The sequence below is a fragment of the Clostridium sp. genome, from assembly GCF_050717635.1.
Taxonomy (GTDB): domain Bacteria; phylum Bacillota; class Clostridia; order Clostridiales; family Clostridiaceae; genus Clostridium_AD.
Genome location: NZ_JBOITO010000026.1, coordinates 90,108 through 108,380 on the forward strand (window position 1 = coordinate 90,108; position 18,273 = coordinate 108,380).

Consider the following 18,273-nt stretch of genomic DNA (forward strand, 5'->3'; position numbering starts at 1 on the left):
TTTCATTAAATTATAATCGCGAAGGTGATACCATGTAAAACTATAAAACATAGTATGAAGTTTCTCCGAAGTGACTTTCAATAAGAAGCGCAGAAATAATTGAAATTTGATTTAGAAATTCTTGTTTTGCAAGGCACGCTGGAGAAATTTCATACCTTTTTAACACTACGAAGTTTTCACATTCTCCCTTTTGGAATATGCCAAAATAACCCCTAGTACAAGAGATAAAAGCGCAGCCATAAGTACTCTATACTCTCCTGGAAGTAAAAACGTTATCGTATGAGCCGGTATCCAAAACAGAGGAATAGTTTTAAAAACAACGAAACTCATAAATCCATACCAATCTATTTTGTCAGTTACTGCTTTAAGTTTAACCTTTTTAATCTTGCTAAATTGTCCTTGACCCAAATCTATGAAAGTATCAGTAAATCTATGCAAAGTCATAAAAGTAGGTGCAAAAATCAAATTCATAAATGCACTTGTGAAAAACGCAAATAATAGTTTAGCCCCAAAAGTATCCGGTACGCCACTAGGCAATAACCCCTTCTCCATAGCACCTGTTACTCCATTCGCAAATATATCAAAGGCTATAACAAAACCCATACCTAAAAAGCCCCAAACTATAAATTTATATATCATTCCCACAGGTTTTTTATAATTTCCACTAACAATTCTAAGCGCTAACACTTCACCCATTGTAGCTAAAATAGAAACCTTAACAAACCCCATTATATACGGATGTGCTCTATTAGCTACAGTATATATCTCATTAGTTAATGGATACACAAGTAAAAAACCAATTACAAATAATATTCCAAGCCATATTAAATCCTTTTTCCTCACTATAAATCCCCCCCTCATAATTACTACCTATTATATCAGAATTCGCAGGTATTTTCACAAAAATAAAAGCTGGTAAATTGGACATTTACCAGCTTTCCTATATTTTTCTAAGGTGGGGTCATTTAATTCTTCTATATTAATATTTTTAATCTTGGGGGAGTAAATAGTATCAATCTAGAAGTTTGTATGAACTTATTATATATCTATTTTCGTTATCTGTCAACAATTATTATTAATTAATATCGACTATACTGCAAAACTTTCTTCGCCCTGTAAAACGAACTTATTAATAACATGTGCTACTCCATCTTCCTCATTGGTTTTAGTTATAAAATCTGCTATTTTTTTAATCTCAGGGAATGCATTTCCCATTGCAACACCGAGTCCAGCATACTTAATCATATGAATATCGTTACCTGCATCTCCTATGCATATAACCTCTTCTTGTTTAATATTTAGCATTTCTGCCAAAGCTGCCACTCCTGCACCTTTATTAACAGATTTATGAAGAAACTCTAAGTAGAATGGTGCACTTCTAACTACTGTATACTTATCACTTACCTCTTCTGGAATCTTATTCATTATTTCTTCGATAATTTCTGGCTCGTCCACAAACATAACTTTCACTATAGTTGTATCAGCTGGCACATCATAAACATCAGATATTTCTCTAGAAATACCATTCATATCTGCTTCATGTTTAGTATATTTACTATCTTTAGGAGAAATTACCGTAGTCTCCGTTAATGCATGTATATTACATTTAAGCTCTTTACTTAACTCAAACAAATATTTATAATCATCAAGGGTTAATGTTGTTTTTGATACTATTTCTCCACCTTCAGAACTTTGAACAAGAGCTCCATTAAAAGCTACTGCATAATCATCTTTTGAAATTAAGTCAAGTTCTTCTAAATATTTTTTAAAACCAACTAGAGGTCTTCCTGATGCTAGTACAACTTTTACTCCATTATCCCTAGCTAGCTTAATTGCCTCGTGATTTGCCGGTGAAATTTCTTTTTTATCATTCAATAATGTTCCATCCATATCTAATGCTATTAATTTATACATTCATTACCTCCACGTAACCACATTTCTTATAACCCACTTCATAGTATAGCACATGATTTTATAAGAAACGGATTACAGCCTTTGTAAATTTTATATGAATTTTTCCGTCTATAATAAATATGCTTAGTTTTGATGTTATTTATTATATAATCAATTTATGAATTTAATATTAAGTTTTGTATATGAATGTCATTGTCTAATAATGTCATGTTAGATAAAGTTAAACTAATAATTACTATAACTATGTAATAATGATAAGAAATATGTAAAAATTGGGGGGTATAAAATATGAAGCTAAAGAAAGAAAAAACATTGATTATCACCCTATCTATTATTATTATGACAGCATTAGTATATATTATTTTTACCTTAAATAATTTTTCTTGCTTTACCACATCCTCAAAAATGATTTCTGAAAAAGGAGTCTTGGATCTTACAAACTGGAATTTTAATGAAGATGGATATACTGAACTTTCCGGACAGTGGGGATTTTACTGGAAACAATTATTGACACCAGAAACTATTTCTACTACATCTGACCTTCCCTCTTATATGGAAATGCCCATGGCTTGGAATAAATATAATAGTGATTATGAATCTTTTGGTTATGCCACCTATAGTATAACCGTAAAATTGAATCCAAAATATAAGGGAACTCTTTTAGGTATAAGTGTTCCCTCCATGTTCTCATCATATAAATTATGGGTAAATGGAGACCTATTTTCATCTAATGGAATTGTTGGCACCAGCAGTTCATCAGAACGCCCTTTGTCCCTGCCTATAACCAATTACTTTATGAATAACAAGGACAAGGTTCAACTAGTACTTCAAGTTTCAAATCATAACTTTACAGAAGGTGGTACTTGGGAGAAAATTTATCTAGGTTCCCAGCCTCAAATTTCCAACAAAAGAAAGGCTTCAATTGCACTTGAGATTTTTTACTTCGGTGTACTCCTTATAATGGGCTTATATCATTTGTGGTTATATACCTTTAGAATAGATGATATTTCTAAACTTTATTTTGGTGCTCTTTGTATAACTGTATCCTTCAGGGCCTTAATGGTTGGTAATAAATACTTTTTAACCTTATACCCTGGCTTAAGTTACTCCTTGGCTCTTAGACTAGAATATATAACCTTTTACGCAGCAGCTTATTTTATGCTATGTTACGTATATCATTTTTACAAAGAAGATTGCTCAGAAAAAATTATAGAGTTTTGCAAATTCTTAATTTAGACTTATAAATATATTAACCATGAAAAAACCACCAAAATATTTGGTGGTTTTTTTTGCAACTAAATACTTACAGAAGCAAATAAATTTTTTATAACATCTATAATTGGATTTAGAACTTGCAATAGAATTTCTAGAATATCTGTTAATATAGGGATTGAAATACCTATTTGTCTAAGCACATATATTAAAAGGAATATACCAATAGTAAGACTTAGTATTCTTCCAATTATTTTAAATACCGAAATACCAAGATACACAAGTAATATGGCTACCGCAATCATAATAATGGTATTGAGATTAAAATTAGAAAAATCAACGTTCATAAAAACACCTCCATTATTTATAATAGTATAACTTACCCATTATGTTTTAGCAAAGGAATAATTTTCATAATATTTTTTTAATTATTTATCATTTTTTACCATTTAGTTGTTCTGCAAATATTCTTGATAAATACTTACCAGTATTTTCAACTTCGGTAATAGTATTAGTATATGTGCCCACTTCAATTAACACGGAATTGTCACTTTTATTTTGGTTATAAAAATCAATTCCACGATTAACAGTAGTAATTTCTAAGTTTTTTAAAAGATTAGGGTATATTTTATTTGATATTCCTATCATAGAATCTACTAGTTTTTTCTGCTTAGCATATCTAGGGTTTCCCTTTGCCATTACAAACATAATCTGGGCAACATTTTCCCCGTTTATTTTAGTAGTTACTAAATTCTTATTTTCTATACCATCTCTATGTATATCAATAACTAAATCAAAATCTCCATAAGCCTTTAAATATTTATCCAAAGTAATTCCAGATTTTTTGTATGACGCATTATAATCCCCTACATTATGCAACGTCTCATCATGTATAACTGCAATTCCATAATTTTTTTCTAGTTCTTCTTTTATTACATTCCCTACTGCGCATACATTTTTTGTTAAGTCCATATTAAAAGCACTTTTAGTTGTATCCTTTTCTGATGCGAGATAAGATTCAGTTGTATGACTATGATATATTAACACTCGTGGCTTGGCCTTATCTAGAGTTTGTTTTAAAGTAGGATTATAAAGGTCTGCAATCACATTAATTCCGTTGCTCTTAGCGTTTGACCTAGTTACTTGCTTATCATCTATTTTAAAAGGGTTAAGAATAAATGTTATTAAATTTTCCTCCTCATTACTCTCACTATTCACCTCACTACTAATTTTATTTAAATCTAAATATGAAACCTCTTTTGCTATTATTGTTATAGGATTTAAAACATCAATTCCTAAAAACGATAATACTTCAGTTTTCATATTAATTTCACTTTCTGATGGTTGTATTACAGATAATACATTATTAATAACATTAACATAAAAGTAGTTTTTATAACCTCCATTATTGTCTGCCCTAGCACTTTTGGGTATAATAAGGCTTATTAAAATGATAATAATAAATGTAAAGACACCTAAAAATATTCTCACCATGCCATCCTCTTTAATACCTTTGTTATTCATACTCATCTTCATCCCCACCCCCTGCATATATAATATATATATATGACATGATATACAAATTAATACTAGGAATGATAGTGCTACTTATTTTTGTGCAATTATAATTAATATTAGAAATATTGATTTCATTTTGGTATAATCAGATAAAAATACAATTTAATATATTTAACTTGCTAGGAGGTAGCTATAATGAAATTTCCAGATGAACTATCATTAGTGACTTGAAACTGAAACGAAGAAACTATTAAACTTCCATTAGAATTTCTTATTGGAATTTCTAGTTTAGAGTTCATTTGCAAGGCACGCAGAAGAACCTTCATACTCTTTTATTCTCTCTAAGATTTCCCGTATTACCTCTTCCGTACTAACAATTGACGTATCTATAACTAAATCATAGTTACGTGCATCACTAATATCCACATCATAAATATCCTTAAATCTACTAACTTCAAGTCTTCTTCTCTCAGTTATATTTGCCTTAGCATCCTGAACCTCTGCATACTTCTCTGATTTACCCCTATCATCCTTCATAGCCCGCTGCACTGAAACATCTATATCTACTTTCAAATAAATTTTAAAAGAATCAGGTATAAAATTCCATGCAAGTCTAGCATCAAAAATAAAATCATCCTTTCCTTTGCCGATTTTCATAGTTCTATCGTCAACTTCATTGTCTAAATTATTATCCAGCATATACTTATTGTACTGAGTTATAGATATACCTTTTTCTATAGCTAACTTCCGTTGTAAATCACCTACACTAAAATAAGTATACTTTAAGGCCTCACTTATAGCTTTAGCAACGGTACTTTTACCTGAATACAAATCTCCTGTTATAGTTATTTTCAATTATCACTCATCTCCTTTACTATATTTTTTCTTTTGTCCTAGTGTAAGAATTATTACTGAAAACAAAATCAAAACGCATCCAATTATAATGCTAAATGATAACTGTTCCTTAAGAATTAAAACTCCAAGTCCAATACTTACTATAGGCTCTAAAGTGCTTAGTATAGCAGCATTGGAAGGGCCTATAATTTTTATGCCCTTTAAAAACATTGTAAGAGCCAAAATTGTAGCTACTATAGCCATCCCACCACAAGCTAAAAGGCTATAAGGTTCTATATTAAAATCTAATCCTCCACTAATCATTCCCACTGTGAAAAGAATAAGCGAAGATATTAAGGCTAAATAAAAAGTCAGAACAAAAACATCAATCCTATTAACTTTGCTATGTGAAACTCCAATAATATAATATGCATAAAAAAATCCTGAACTTATAGCAAAACATATCCCTTTAAAACTTAATGTAACTCCACCAGTGCCCACTAGAAGATATATCCCAAGTATAGATAACCCAAGTGCTAAAATTTTACTAAAGTATAATTTTTCTTTGTACAAGATTACTGCAAAAACCGTTACTATTACAGGATAAATAAAATGCAGCGTAGTAGCAAGTCCAACTGTTATATACTTATAGGACATGAATAGTGTATAAGTTGTAGCCGTATATCCTATAATAGCCAAAAAAATAATGTGTATTATTGCTTGCTTATTTAATTTAAAATCTTTTTTTGTAATAATTATATAAGGTAATATAATTATTGAGGCTAAAAAGAACCTAAGAAACAATACTGTTAAAACATTCGCACCACCACTATAAGCTATTTTTGCAAAAATTGGCATAACTCCAAATGCCGCTGAGGATACCACCGTAAATATTATTCCGTATATCTTTTTCATATATTCACGCCCTTTGAATCATTTTATCATAATTATACAAGCTACACTATAATTATGATAAAAGTTTATTGACAAAATAAGCCTTTAACGGTACAATTAAATTAACTATTACTTGATAATCATTATCATTTTATAAATTGGAAGAGAAGGTGAAGCACTATGATATTAAATAGTAAAAGTATTAAATTATACAATAATGAAGCTCAAACAAAAATTATTACAATTTTTGAAGATTTAAAATTAGACAATTCGAATTTCGGTCTGGACAGCGAAACTCTCTCTAAAATTAATTTCATACTAGAAAACGAAGACATTAATGGTAAAAACGGAGAGCTTAAGAACGTCATTTTTTTTAGAAATCAATATCCTAAAAATATAATCCTAGTTGGGCTTGGAAAAAAAGAAGATTTTACTCTAGAAGCGCTGCGAAAAAATATAGCAAAATCAGTAAAAGAAGCAGCAAAGAACAAATCTAAATCTATTGATTTAAATATTGATAGCTTACTTAGCCTAATGAATCCCATTGAAACTATTAGAACTATTTCTGAAGCAGTAGTTATGGCAGATTATACATTTGATAAGTATAAAGGGGATAGAAAACCGAAAGACTTAGAAGAGTTCAATATAATATATTCTAATGAAGATGAATTAAAAAACATTAATAAAGGTATTAATGAAGGCGTAATACTTGGCCAGGCTAATTTGTTAGCTAGAACCTTAGTAAATGAACCTGCTAATCTATTAGGTCCCGTAGGGCTAGCATATGAAGCAAATAAAGCTGGTAATGAATGTGGCTTTCAAGTGGAGATATTTGATGAAACCTCCATAAAACTATTGAATATGAGTGCATTTCTAGAAGTAGCTAAAGCATCTACTAATCCACCAACATTGATTGTAATGAGATACAACGGTAACCCTGAAAACAGCGAAGACATTATAGGTTTAGTTGGTAAAGGCCTTACGTATGACTCAGGTGGATTGTCTATAAAGTCCACAGCCGGAATGGTTACAATGAAATCTGACATGGGTGGAGCAGCTGCAGTAATTGGTGCCATGACTGCTATAACAAAACTCAAAGCAAAAGTAAATGTAGTTGCAGTAGTTGCCGCTTGTGAAAATATGATTAGTGGCAATAGTTATAGACCAGGCGATATAATAAACTCCATGGGTGGCAAAACCATAGAAGTTCTTAATACTGATGCAGAGGGAAGATTGACTCTTATAGATGCAGTGAATTATATAATTGAAAAAGAGCATGCTACAAAAGTAGTGGATATAGCCACATTAACCGGGTCAGTTTTACACGCCCTAGGAACCACAGCTACTGGTGTAGTTACAAATAATGATTACTTCTTTAGTAGACTCGACATGGCTTCAAAAATATGTGATGAGAAGGTTTGGAAATTACCTACCTTTGATGAATATAAAGAGTTAATTAAATCTGACGTAGCCGACCTTAAAAACGTAGGAGGTCCAAACGCTGGTAGTATAACTGCTGGATTATTCATAGGTGAATTTGTAGGAGAAAATCCTTGGCTACACCTTGACATAGCTGGTACTGCTTGGGCTGATAAAGACAGTGATTACGGTTCAAAAGGTGGAACTGGTGAAGGCGCTAGACTATTGTATCACTTGATTAAGCAGCTAGAAAATTAAAAAACCCCCATCAAAATACTCCTAAGTATTTTGATGGGGGTTTTTACACTCCAAATATCTGTCTTATTACTTTTATACTGTTCTGATCAATATTGTAAATCACTGCACTCCTCATCGACATTTTTGCATCTAGCTTCTCAGCTGTACCTAATATTTTATCATCTACAATTTTAAATTCTTCTATTTTAAAAGGAACTACTCTTGCATTAATTCTTATTGAATTACCATCCGCAAAAATATTGTTATTTTTAAGCTTTGAAACTTGTGAAACCACAAATTCTTTAGGGATTTTAATCTTGCCGATTTTAAAACTCTCAGCATCAAATACAATATCTCCACTAGAAAGATTTAATTTTCCCTTAGAAGAAAATAGCAAATCAATATTTTTGTAACTAATGGGAGCCACAATTAAAAGCTCCCCCTCTAATATTTCTATATTAACTCCCTTTAGAGTTATGTTGCCCTTTTCTTTAGGATTAGCAAAATACATGCTACTTAACTCATCCATATCCTTTTGATTTAGTTCGAATTTGCCACCTTTTTCTTGTATATCTTTAAGTTTACCTAAAACTTCTATGGAATCTGTTTTTTTAACAGCTACTCCACCATTATATAATCCAGCCCTTATAAATGTCGCCATTCCTATCAAAATAATAAGTGCAAATACCCATCTATTTTTTTGTTTTTTATTTCTAGACATTTTTTCCTCCTATTTTTCATAATGTTTATATTTTAGCATAATAAAAATGTTTTTTACCATAAATTTTAAGAGTTCATAAATAGTTTATGGTTATTTTTATATTTACATGGGCATATTATCCTAATATTGAAAATTGCGGAGAAGACCATTTTTATGATATTATATATCTAGTTAAGAAAATTACACAGGAGGATATTATGGAAACTAAAAAAACACTTTATACTAATGAAAAAAGACATTACAATTATCTATTAAAAAAACAAAATGAAGCCATAAGTTTTATAGGCTTATTAAGGCTTTTGATTTTTGCAAGCGGCCTGGGCTTTACAGTTTTCTTTTATGTTCGGACTACTTATTACTTATGTCTTTCTGTAATAATTGCCACCTCTATCATATTTGTATTTTTGGCCATTAAGCATAACAAAATAAAATACAATAAAATTCGTTGTTCTATCTTATGTGAGATTAATGAAAACTCAATAAAACGCAGCAATAACAATTGGAAGGATTTCTTAGATAACGGCGACGATTTCTCTGATGAAGAACATAATTACACTAAAGACCTAGATATATTTGGTGATAACTCCCTTTTTCAATGGATAAATACCTGCATAACTTATCTCGGAAGAAAAAAACTAAAGGATGCACTATTAAAGCCTCTTTATAGCATTGAGGAAATATATGAACGACAAAAATCTATAAAAGAGTTAGCAAGCAGTCTTTCATGGAGACAAAGATTTCAAGCGGAAGCCATCCTTAGCGAACATAAAAATCATAATCCAGAAAAATTATATGGATGGGTAAAAGATAAAAATGAGTTCTTCCTAAAATCTTGGGTAATAATTACAGTAAGGGTACTTCCAATAATAACTCTATCACTCCTTGCTGCATCCTTTATTTTTTCTATTATATCCTATAAAATATCCCTTTTAGCCATTGTACTTCAGATAATACTGCTTGCAATTGGATATAAAGAGATAAGCCTCAGTTTAGACACTGTACACCAATATAAAGATACCCTCCTCATATATAATAAACTGCTTATGCATATAGAAAAGAAGACCTTCAGCTCTGAGTATTTGTTAAAATTAAGAGCTAAACTAATAAATGCAGATGGAACAACAGCTTCTTCGCAGATAAAAAAGTTAGTAAAACTAGTTAACTTAATATCTGATAGAGCAAACATGTACTACATGCCGATAAACATCCTTCTTCTTTGGGATTATCAATGTTTAATAAATCTACAACGCTTTAAAAAAGATAGTAGTCCATTTTTAAAAACTTGGCTGGAAGTTATAGGTGAATTTGAAGCCTTAAATAGTTTATCAATTATATCCTATGAGCACAGTGATTGGGCAACGCCAAAATTCCAGACTGGATCCCCTATTTTTAAAGCTCAAAACCTAGGCCATCCACTACTTGGAAGCAGCCGGATATATAACGATATTAACATAGAAAAATCACAAAACATTCTATTAATAACTGGTTCTAATATGTCTGGAAAAAGCACACTACTCCGAACTACAGGCATTAACTTAGTTTTAGCCTATGCTGGTGCTCCTGTATGCGGGAAAAGTTTTATTTGCTCTATTATGGATATATATACTTGCATGAGGACAAGTGATAATTTAGAAAAAAATATTTCTTCCTTCTATGCAGAGCTTTTAAGAATAAAGACTCTTGTAAGTGCTACAGAAAATAAAGCACCAATTTTCTTCTTGCTAGATGAAATTTTCAAAGGAACAAACTCTATAGATAGACATACTGGCGCTACGGTTCTTGTAACAAAATTAAGTAACGAAAATGCTCTAGGCTTTGTATCTACACATGACTTAGAACTAGGTGACATAGAGAATACAAACAAAAAAGTTAAGAATTATCACCTTAGAGAATACTATAAGGATAATAAACTATACTTTGACTATAAGCTTAGAAGTGGCGTATCTACCACTAGAAATGCTCTATACTTAATGAAAATGGCAGGCCTTAAAATTCCAAGTGATATGGTAATTCCAAAATAATTCTATTTTATTCAGAGTATGTTTTAATTAAAAGTATACTCTGTTTTTTTATATTTAATTTCTGATTTTTTTGATTTTTGACATTTAATCCATGTATATATTTAAACTAATTCCCTATGATTCAATAGTCTTTTAATTATATTTTCGGGCAAAATAATAACATAAATAAATCGGCGAAAGGAGATAAGTTATGAAAATTAATCTGTTATTTAGAAATATAATTATATTAATTTCTATAACGACATTCCTTAAAGGTTCTTCTGTTGTTGAATGTTCGAAAAAAGAAAAAGATTTTAAAAACAAATACGGCGTGCAATTAGTATTTACTAAATAAGCACTAATTATTACAATTAACTAAAAAAGTTGTACATGCAATCCATCAATTGGAAGCTTGTACAACTTTTTTATTTTTTTTAATTTTTTCTTGATTATTTAACTCATATTCCGCTCACCATAACGCATAAGGCACTAACGTACCTTATTCTATAGTCATAGGAAGACACTAAAATATTTAGGCATTCCAGAGATTTTTTTTGATTCCTCAGGCTGTCGCCTAAAAGAATTAATGACTTGCAATAATAATCGAGAAACTATTTAAATTTACTCTTGCTCATGCAAAAGTCTCGTAATCCAGCCACGAATATGAGCATATAACAATTAATAATTGTTATATACTCACAGAGAACTGCCCACAGGTAGATTTTTGCATGATCAAAATATTAGAATCTTTTCATCTTCTCTCAATTATTTCATCCATGACTCATAAAGATGACATAATGGATTTCTTCGCAATGTCTTTCAATAAGAAGCGAGAAACTATTGAAATTCCATTTAGAAATTCTTCTTTTGCGAATGTAAGATTCTCGTAAGCCAGCCAGGACGGCTGGCTAGCGAACCTGAGCCAGGAAGGCGAATGTGAGCGTTAGAGAATCTTACATGAGCAAAAGTTTAGAATTTCTTAATGGAATTTCTAGTTTTGAGCTCTTATTGAAAGACATGTAGGAGATTTCACATTATTTCTCGTACCCTTCTGGATGACCCTCGTGCCACGCCCATGCTGTTTCTATTATTGTTTGTAGTGAATCATATTTAGGCTCCCACCCAAGAATTTTCTTAGCCTTTTCACTAGAAGCTATAAGCACCGCAGGATCACCAGCACGTCTAGGTGCCATTTCTGCTTTTATTTCCCTACCCGTAACTTTTCTCGTTACATCTATTACCTCTTTAACAGAAAATCCCTTACCGTTTCCAAGATTACATGTTACGCTATCCTCGCCTCGTCTAAGCCTTTTCACTGCAAGTAGATGAGCACTGGCAAGATCAGATACATGTACATAATCTCTAACACAAGTACCATCCGCTGTATCGTAATCCTCCCCAAATACCATGATTTTTTCTCTTTGTCCAAGAGCTACCTGAAGTATAATAGGAATTAAATGGGATTCTGGTCTATGATCTTCGCCTATTTTACCGCTTACATGTGCTCCTGCTGCATTAAAATATCTTAGTGCCGTATATTTTATACCATAGGCATTATCACACCATTTTAAAATCTTCTCAACCGCAAGTTTTGACTCTCCATAAGGATTAGTAGGAAAAGTCTTATCTTCTTCAAGAATAGGAATATTATCCGGTTCTCCATAAGTTGCTGCTGTAGATGAAAATACTATGTACTTAACTTTATGATCTCTCATCGCCTTAAGTAAATTTATAGTTGATCCAATGTTATTTTCAAAATACTTTAGGGGCTCCGTAACACTTTCACCCACTAGTGAATCTGCCGCAAAATCTATAACTGCATCTATATTATTCTCTGTAAAAACCTTATTAAGTATTACGTCGTCTCTTAAATCTCCAGTATAAAGCTTTCCACCAAGTAACGAATCGCGATGTCCCTTTTGAAAATTATCTAAAACAACTACCTCTTCGCCTTTTTCTAAAAGCTCAGCAACCATATGACTTCCAATGTAACCTGCTCCTCCACATACTAAAATAGCCATTAATCAAATTCCTCCCTTAAAATTCCATTTATTAATTATCTTCTTATATCATTCTAACACATCTACTTATTTTAATTATAAATTTTTTATTAAGTACATATCAAAAACTACCAAAGCGTATGCCTTGGTAGTTTTTACTAGTTCTTTTCGTTATCATGATGACCATGTTTATGATGAGGTAATATCTTCTGTATTTCTTTTTCTTGATCTTTTGTTATAGTCCCATTATCAATAAGTGCCTTAAGTGGACTTTTCTTATTTTTCTTCATTTCTTTCTTATACGCCTTCTTTTCTGCTTTAGTCATATCCTTCATTTTGCTATAATTTTCTTTTCTCTGCGCATAGTTTGCCATTATAGCTTTTTCAACTTTTTCCTTTTGCTCAGGTGTTAGCACTTTGTTAACTACAAGAATGTTTAAACTCTGTCGAAGTTCTGCTGCTCTAATTTCTGTTTTCTTAAGATGCATTTTTTCTTTTAATGCATCAGATTTTTCCTGAGTTAGAATTTTTTCAGTAACTAATTCATTAAAAAATCCACCTTTTTCGCCTTTACAATTTTTGCATTCACTGTTGTCGCCACTTCTCTTGTCTGATTTTGTAGCTACATGATCTAAAACCCTTTTGCCCTCATCTGCTGTAATAATACCCGACTGTACACTCTCTTTAATTACACCCTCTAGTGTACCCTCCATATCTGCGTGCCTTGCCTCTTTCGCCTTTTCATTATCTACAGTAACTTTAAAACTCATACTTGTTGCAAGTTTTTCATTCAAATTGCTACTTTCTCTTACTGCAGCAAAAGTAATACTTGTGGATGAAAGTGCTAAGCCTGTGCATAACATTCCACTTAATATTTTCATTCTTAAAGATGTTTTTTCCATTTTCAGGTCCCCTTACAGTAAATTTTTCGTACTTTCTTATTATTACTGCATAACGTAAATAATATGCATTTTGCAAAAAGGCTGTCATCTTTATTTTATTCAATTTATAGTTAATAATGGATTTTATTTTTTAATTCGAACTTTACAACTTGCCACTTGCCACGTGGGTGGCACCGATGTATAATTAATTAGAATATCTTAGAAGGGGGGATTTATCGAAAGTATAATATTACTTTTGATAAAATCAAAAATGCCAAATGACTCTACGTTAAAACCTATATACCAAAAAATAGCTATTGATATAACTAATAGAATAATATCAGGGGATCTTTCTATAGGTGATAAGCTATATGGTAGATCTTCACTTGCAAGCCAGTATAACGTATCACCCGAAACTATAAGAAGGTCTATAACTCTTTTAAGCGACAAGGATATAGTTAAAGTTACAAAAGGCAGTGGCATAGTAATAAACTCAGCAGATAATTGTTTGAAATTTATAGATGAATTCAAAGATATAGATTCAATGAGTTCTCTAAAAAAAGATATTATGGATTTACTGGAAAAGAAAAAAGAACTTGATAAAAGTATAGAATATTCTATTGATGAATTAATAGATTATTCTAGTAGATTTAAAAATAGCAATCCTTTTATACCTTTTGAGTTTGAGATACAATCTGAAATGAGTATCATAGGTAAAACTATATCCGAAGTTGAATTTTGGCAAAATACAGGAGCAACTATAATTGGAATAAGACGAGATGACAAGTTAATACTATCCCCTGGTCCAGCTACCATATTTAGAGATAAAGATATATTTGTGGTTATTTGCGTGGAAAATAGCTATGACAGGATTGAGACTTTTTTGTCAAAAGACTAAAAATCTATAAAAACCCTTACGCTGCGGCACTATAGTGCTACAGCGTAAGGGTTTTAAAAATACCTGGCTACATCTTTAATATTATCTGCCCTCATATCCGAGCTAAGCATAGGAATTTTTATAATATTTTTACCTTTAAATGCATTATAAATTTCCTCTAAATATTTATTTTCAAGTTCTTTTCTTCCTATCCAAAACTTATCCACGCTATTCTCTGGTAAAATTCTATTAACAATCAAACTATCAACTTTAATTTTGTATGTATCTAATATTTTTATGGCTTTCACAGTTTCTTCTATGGCAAGCTTTTCAGCATTTAAAACGAATATAAAACTGAGCCTGTTATTGTCAGTTATTATTTTCCTTGCATTCTCCATATTTTCAAGTCTTTTTGTAAGAATCTTGATTACCTCATCATTAGAAAAGCCATCTTGATTCTTTTTACCTGCATTGTTTGCCATTTGCATTATACCAAGCGCTTTTTTTCTTTTAGCTATAAGAGACTTAAGCCATGCTCCTAAGAGTTCCGGTAGCGACATTAGCCTTACAGTATGCCCTGTTGGTGCAGTATCAAAAACTATTTGATCGTACTCACTACTTTTTTCATTTATTATTTCTATCATCTTATCAAAGAGAGCTGCTTCTTCAGTACCAGGTGAAACTGCCGCTGCATCTATCTGCTTTTTTATCTCCTTTACAATAATAGGACTTACTACATTTTTAAGATTAGCCTGCACACCGTTCATATATTTTTTGCTTTCTAACTTAGAATCAATTTCTAGTGCATCTAAATTTTTATCTATATTTATTATTTTACTACCAATAGGTTTTTCAAATATATCTGAAATTGAATGTGCAGGATCTGTTGAAACTAAAAGTGTTCTTTTTCCCTTTAGCGCAGAGTTTAAGGCAAAAGATGCTGAACATGTGGTTTTACCTACTCCACCCTTTCCACCGAAAAAAACTATTTTATTCATATGTATCCCCTCTTTCATTAGGCATCTAAATCATAATCTCCCCATTTTTCTCCCCATATTGATTTTCTATCCATCATTCTTCTTTGCCAACTTTCTAAATCCTCTGCTATATAAGGTAATAGCTCAAGTGCATAATAGGAAGTTGGGAAAGGAAGCCCAAGAGTATCTGCAAAACATAAAAGAATAAAATTATCCATTTCATCTCGTGCTTCTTTTTCAAGAATTGCTTTAGATTTTCTATTAAAATCTGTAGCACCCTGAAAAAACATCTTTAAATCTCCTAAAAACTCTTTTATTTTCTCTTTACCCACAACTCATCACCTCAATTCATAAATTTATCCACAGTCCACTCACCTAAATATTTATAAAGCTAACGCATTATAGTTTGAAATTTAAAACGATTAAATTTCAATGGCTACAATATGTTAGCTTTATTATTTATACTTTATTTACATTCTATACTTTTAAAAATATTTTTATGCCTTAACGTTCTTGTCTAAATCCTTAGGCTTTGAAGCTAATGCTTTTACACCAGATACTAATAGTACTATGGCTAGTACAAACAGTACGCAGGCTATAACAACTAAGAACCAGTTTGCCCCTAAATCCTTAGACTTCTCAGCTATTAATAGGACTAGTGCAACTTGAGTTACTAAAAACATAAATATAGCTGGAATAATTACCATTCTGTATTCTTTTCCCATATTCTTTAAGAATACTGCAATAGTTAGTAATGCAAGTGCCGCTAATAGTTGATTAGCTGAACCGAATATTGGCCATACTTTTGCCCAACCCATAAAGGTTAATGCACCACCAAATATAACAGTTACAACAGTTGCAACATATTTATTAGTAAGCATATTAGGAGTTTTTCCATTTTCAGTTCCATTATCAAACATTTCCTGGAATATAAATCTTCCAAGTCTTGTTGCTGTATCTAAAGAAGTTAGCGCAAAGGCTGAAATTGCAAGTGCAGTAAAACTCTTACCTGTTGCAAATGGTATTCCAAAGCTTGTCATGAAATTCCCTATACCATCCGAAAATACATTTACAGCTCCACCCTTTAATAGATCCGTAAGTTTATCAGCTCCAATATACGCTGCAGTAACAATGGCTACTATAGCTAGTACTCCTTCTATAAGCATTGAACCATATCCTATAAGTTTAACATCTTTTTCACTTGTTAATTGTTTTGCAGTTGTTCCTGAAGCTACTAGTGAGTGAAATCCAGAAATAGCACCACAGGCAACTGTTACAAATAGCATTGGGAATAGTAAATTTCCTTTTCCTAAATCGAAAGAAGTAACTGCTGGTAGTTTGATTGTTGGATGGCTAATTATTATTCCAAGTGTTGCTCCAATTAACATTGCATATAATAAGAATGAGTTTAAATAATCTCTAGGTTGAAGTAATATCCATACCGGTGCAATGGATGCTATTGAAATATATACGAGTAATATAATTACCCATGTATTATATGATAATACTAGTGGAAAACTTAGTCCAAGCCATATACAGAAAAATAGTAAAACTACTCCTATTACACTGCTTAAACCAAGACCTACACCTTTTCTATATACGAAATACCCAAAGAAAATAGCTAATATCATAAATAATCCTGAAGAAGTACCTGCTGATGGTGTACTTACAAAAGTACTTGCACATATTGATGTAAATGCAGCAATAACAAGTATAAGTGTAAGCCAAGCAAACCATGAGAATAGTCTTTTACCTGATTTACCCATATTAACATTTATAACCTCACCTATAGATTTACCATCATGTCTAATTGATGCGAATAAAGCTCCCATATCATGAACTCCACCAAAGAAAATACTACCTATAATAATCCATAATACAACTGGTAACCACCCAAAAACTGCTGCGCCTATAGGTCCAACTATTGGCCCTGCACCAGCGATAGAAGAAAAATGATGACCGAGTAAAATTGGAGCTGGGGTTGGTACATAATCTATCCCATCTTTTCTTGTGTGAGCCGGGGTTGGTCTTTTAACATCAATACCCCATTTTTTACAAAGCCATGCTCCATAAGTGGCATAAGCCAGCACAAAAACAATGATAGAACCTAAGACAAGTATTACTGAATTCATATAATTTCCCCCTTTTCATAAAATATCTATATAAATTTACAAAAAATTTATATTAGCTAGTTTGTTGAAAAAATTTTTCATTTGCCCTTGCAAACTTATTAGTAATAACTTTATTAGTATTGGAATTTATAAAAATTAATTTTACATTAACCCATCCCTTAAATCCAAATAAGAAGCTTTTATAATACTTGAATTTTTTTATAGCCTCTTGAGTTTCTAGATCAGGACTTTCAGTGCTAGAAAATATAAAAGTAATGACACTTGCCATATGCTCGGCGTCCATTTTGATGATAGCGTTTACATTTTCATCTATTAAAGATTTAATTTTAGAAATATCAAGTGCACCAAATTTATAATCTACACTTTTGTAAAAAACATATTCATGGCTCTTAAAAGCGTATACCTCTGCTGCTTTAAGGAACATATATTTAATACTTCTTTGATTAAACTCACCAGTAAAATCAAAATTAATTCCACCCATCTGCTTGTTATACTCAAGATCAAAATTACGCTGGAACTTTTTAATTAACTCTTTCATATATTTATCACTCATAGATATCTGCTCCTCTCACATATTTTCTACTCACAAACTAGTTTTAGACAACATAGTATATTATTTAACAAATAGACTATTTTTTTCTTTATATTCTGTATTTT

20 protein-coding genes are annotated in these 18,273 nt (G+C 31.3%); 6 read left to right on the plus strand and 14 right to left on the minus strand.

The window, feature by feature from the left end; genetic code table 11:
* Nucleotides 1–40: 40 nt before the first annotated feature.
* The 3 genes from ACREWB_RS12075 to yidA form a co-directional block, all read right to left on the minus strand.
* Nucleotides 41–166, minus strand: coding sequence for a hypothetical protein (locus tag ACREWB_RS12075; protein ID WP_431547687.1), 126 nt, complete (start codon nucleotides 164–166; stop codon nucleotides 41–43).
* Nucleotides 166–843: a hypothetical protein gene (locus tag ACREWB_RS12080; RefSeq protein WP_431547688.1), complete on the minus strand. Its 678-nt coding sequence runs from the start codon at nucleotides 841–843 to the stop codon at nucleotides 166–168. The genes ACREWB_RS12075 and ACREWB_RS12080 overlap by 1 nt, the downstream gene beginning before the upstream one ends.
* Before the next feature lie 246 nt (nucleotides 844–1,089).
* Nucleotides 1,090–1,914, minus strand: a complete 825-nt coding sequence (gene yidA / locus ACREWB_RS12085) for a sugar-phosphatase (protein ID WP_431547689.1) — start codon at nucleotides 1,912–1,914, stop codon at nucleotides 1,090–1,092.
* Nucleotides 1,915–2,202: 288 nt separating this feature from the next.
* Between yidA and ACREWB_RS12090 the strand changes: the two genes are divergently transcribed.
* On the plus strand, nucleotides 2,203–3,150 hold the full coding sequence (locus ACREWB_RS12090) for a 7TM diverse intracellular signaling domain-containing protein (protein WP_431547690.1): 948 nt from the start codon (nucleotides 2,203–2,205) through the stop codon (nucleotides 3,148–3,150).
* Nucleotides 3,151–3,209: 59 nt separating this feature from the next.
* On the opposite strand, the gene ACREWB_RS12095 is transcribed toward ACREWB_RS12090, so the two are convergent.
* From ACREWB_RS12095 to ACREWB_RS12110, 4 genes are all read right to left on the minus strand, one after another.
* Nucleotides 3,210–3,473, minus strand: a complete 264-nt coding sequence (locus ACREWB_RS12095) for a hypothetical protein (RefSeq protein WP_431547691.1) — start codon at nucleotides 3,471–3,473, stop codon at nucleotides 3,210–3,212.
* Between the two features lie 88 nt (nucleotides 3,474–3,561).
* Nucleotides 3,562–4,662: a stage II sporulation protein P gene (locus ACREWB_RS12100; RefSeq protein ID WP_431547692.1), complete on the minus strand. Its 1,101-nt coding sequence runs from the start codon at nucleotides 4,660–4,662 to the stop codon at nucleotides 3,562–3,564.
* Between the two features lie 270 nt (nucleotides 4,663–4,932).
* The gene (locus ACREWB_RS12105) at nucleotides 4,933–5,499 is read right to left on the minus strand and encodes a cytidylate kinase family protein (protein WP_431547693.1); all 567 of its coding nucleotides are present in this window, start codon (nucleotides 5,497–5,499) and stop codon (nucleotides 4,933–4,935) included.
* 3 nt (nucleotides 5,500–5,502) lie between these two features.
* Complete coding sequence (locus tag ACREWB_RS12110) at nucleotides 5,503–6,393, minus strand: DMT family transporter (RefSeq protein ID WP_431547694.1); 891 nt, start codon at nucleotides 6,391–6,393, stop codon at nucleotides 5,503–5,505.
* A gap of 159 nt (nucleotides 6,394–6,552) precedes the next feature.
* Between ACREWB_RS12110 and ACREWB_RS12115 the strand changes: the two genes are divergently transcribed.
* On the plus strand, nucleotides 6,553–8,049 hold the full coding sequence (locus ACREWB_RS12115) for a leucyl aminopeptidase (protein WP_431547695.1): 1,497 nt from the start codon (nucleotides 6,553–6,555) through the stop codon (nucleotides 8,047–8,049).
* A 43-nt stretch (nucleotides 8,050–8,092) separates the two neighbouring features.
* Here the strand turns inward: ACREWB_RS12115 and ACREWB_RS12120 are convergent, their stop codons facing one another.
* Entirely contained in the window at nucleotides 8,093–8,749 is a 657-nt protein-coding gene (locus ACREWB_RS12120) for a hypothetical protein (protein WP_431547696.1), read from the minus strand.
* A gap of 197 nt (nucleotides 8,750–8,946) precedes the next feature.
* Between ACREWB_RS12120 and ACREWB_RS12125 the strand changes: the two genes are divergently transcribed.
* From ACREWB_RS12125 to ACREWB_RS12135, 3 genes are all read left to right on the plus strand, one after another.
* A complete protein-coding gene (locus ACREWB_RS12125) occupies nucleotides 8,947–10,770 on the plus strand; it encodes a MutS-related protein (RefSeq protein WP_431547697.1) in 1,824 nt (607 codons plus the stop codon).
* A gap of 190 nt (nucleotides 10,771–10,960) precedes the next feature.
* Entirely contained in the window at nucleotides 10,961–11,104 is a 144-nt protein-coding gene (locus ACREWB_RS12130) for a hypothetical protein (protein ID WP_431547698.1), read from the plus strand.
* 373 nt (nucleotides 11,105–11,477) lie between these two features.
* A complete protein-coding gene (locus ACREWB_RS12135; protein ID WP_431547699.1) occupies nucleotides 11,478–11,639 on the plus strand; it encodes a hypothetical protein in 162 nt (53 codons plus the stop codon).
* 144 nt (nucleotides 11,640–11,783) lie between these two features.
* Here ACREWB_RS12135 and galE read toward each other — a convergent pair whose 3' ends face one another.
* Together galE and ACREWB_RS12145 are read right to left on the minus strand one after the other, a co-directional pair.
* Nucleotides 11,784–12,770, minus strand: coding sequence for a UDP-glucose 4-epimerase GalE (galE, locus tag ACREWB_RS12140; protein WP_431547700.1), 987 nt, complete (start codon nucleotides 12,768–12,770; stop codon nucleotides 11,784–11,786).
* Nucleotides 12,771–12,907: 137 nt separating this feature from the next.
* Nucleotides 12,908–13,651, minus strand: coding sequence for a hypothetical protein (locus ACREWB_RS12145; protein ID WP_431547701.1), 744 nt, complete (start codon nucleotides 13,649–13,651; stop codon nucleotides 12,908–12,910).
* 250 nt (nucleotides 13,652–13,901) lie between these two features.
* On the opposite strand from ACREWB_RS12145, the gene ACREWB_RS12150 reads away from it, so the two are divergent.
* Nucleotides 13,902–14,528: a GntR family transcriptional regulator gene (locus tag ACREWB_RS12150; protein WP_431547755.1), complete on the plus strand. Its 627-nt coding sequence runs from the start codon at nucleotides 13,902–13,904 to the stop codon at nucleotides 14,526–14,528.
* A gap of 53 nt (nucleotides 14,529–14,581) precedes the next feature.
* Here ACREWB_RS12150 and ACREWB_RS12155 read toward each other — a convergent pair whose 3' ends face one another.
* The 4 genes from ACREWB_RS12155 to ACREWB_RS12170 all read right to left on the minus strand — a co-directional run bounded on the left by ACREWB_RS12155 (nucleotide 14,582) and on the right by ACREWB_RS12170 (nucleotide 18,169).
* Complete coding sequence (locus ACREWB_RS12155) at nucleotides 14,582–15,505, minus strand: ArsA family ATPase (RefSeq protein WP_431547702.1); 924 nt, start codon at nucleotides 15,503–15,505, stop codon at nucleotides 14,582–14,584.
* 17 nt (nucleotides 15,506–15,522) lie between these two features.
* Nucleotides 15,523–15,816, minus strand: coding sequence for a DUF7990 family protein (locus ACREWB_RS12160; protein ID WP_431547703.1), 294 nt, complete (start codon nucleotides 15,814–15,816; stop codon nucleotides 15,523–15,525).
* Between the two features lie 165 nt (nucleotides 15,817–15,981).
* Entirely contained in the window at nucleotides 15,982–17,616 is a 1,635-nt protein-coding gene (locus ACREWB_RS12165) for a carbon starvation CstA family protein (RefSeq protein ID WP_431547704.1), read from the minus strand.
* A gap of 52 nt (nucleotides 17,617–17,668) precedes the next feature.
* A complete protein-coding gene (locus ACREWB_RS12170; RefSeq protein WP_431547705.1) occupies nucleotides 17,669–18,169 on the minus strand; it encodes a DUF8052 family protein in 501 nt (166 codons plus the stop codon).
* Nucleotides 18,170–18,273: the final 104 nt, after the last annotated feature.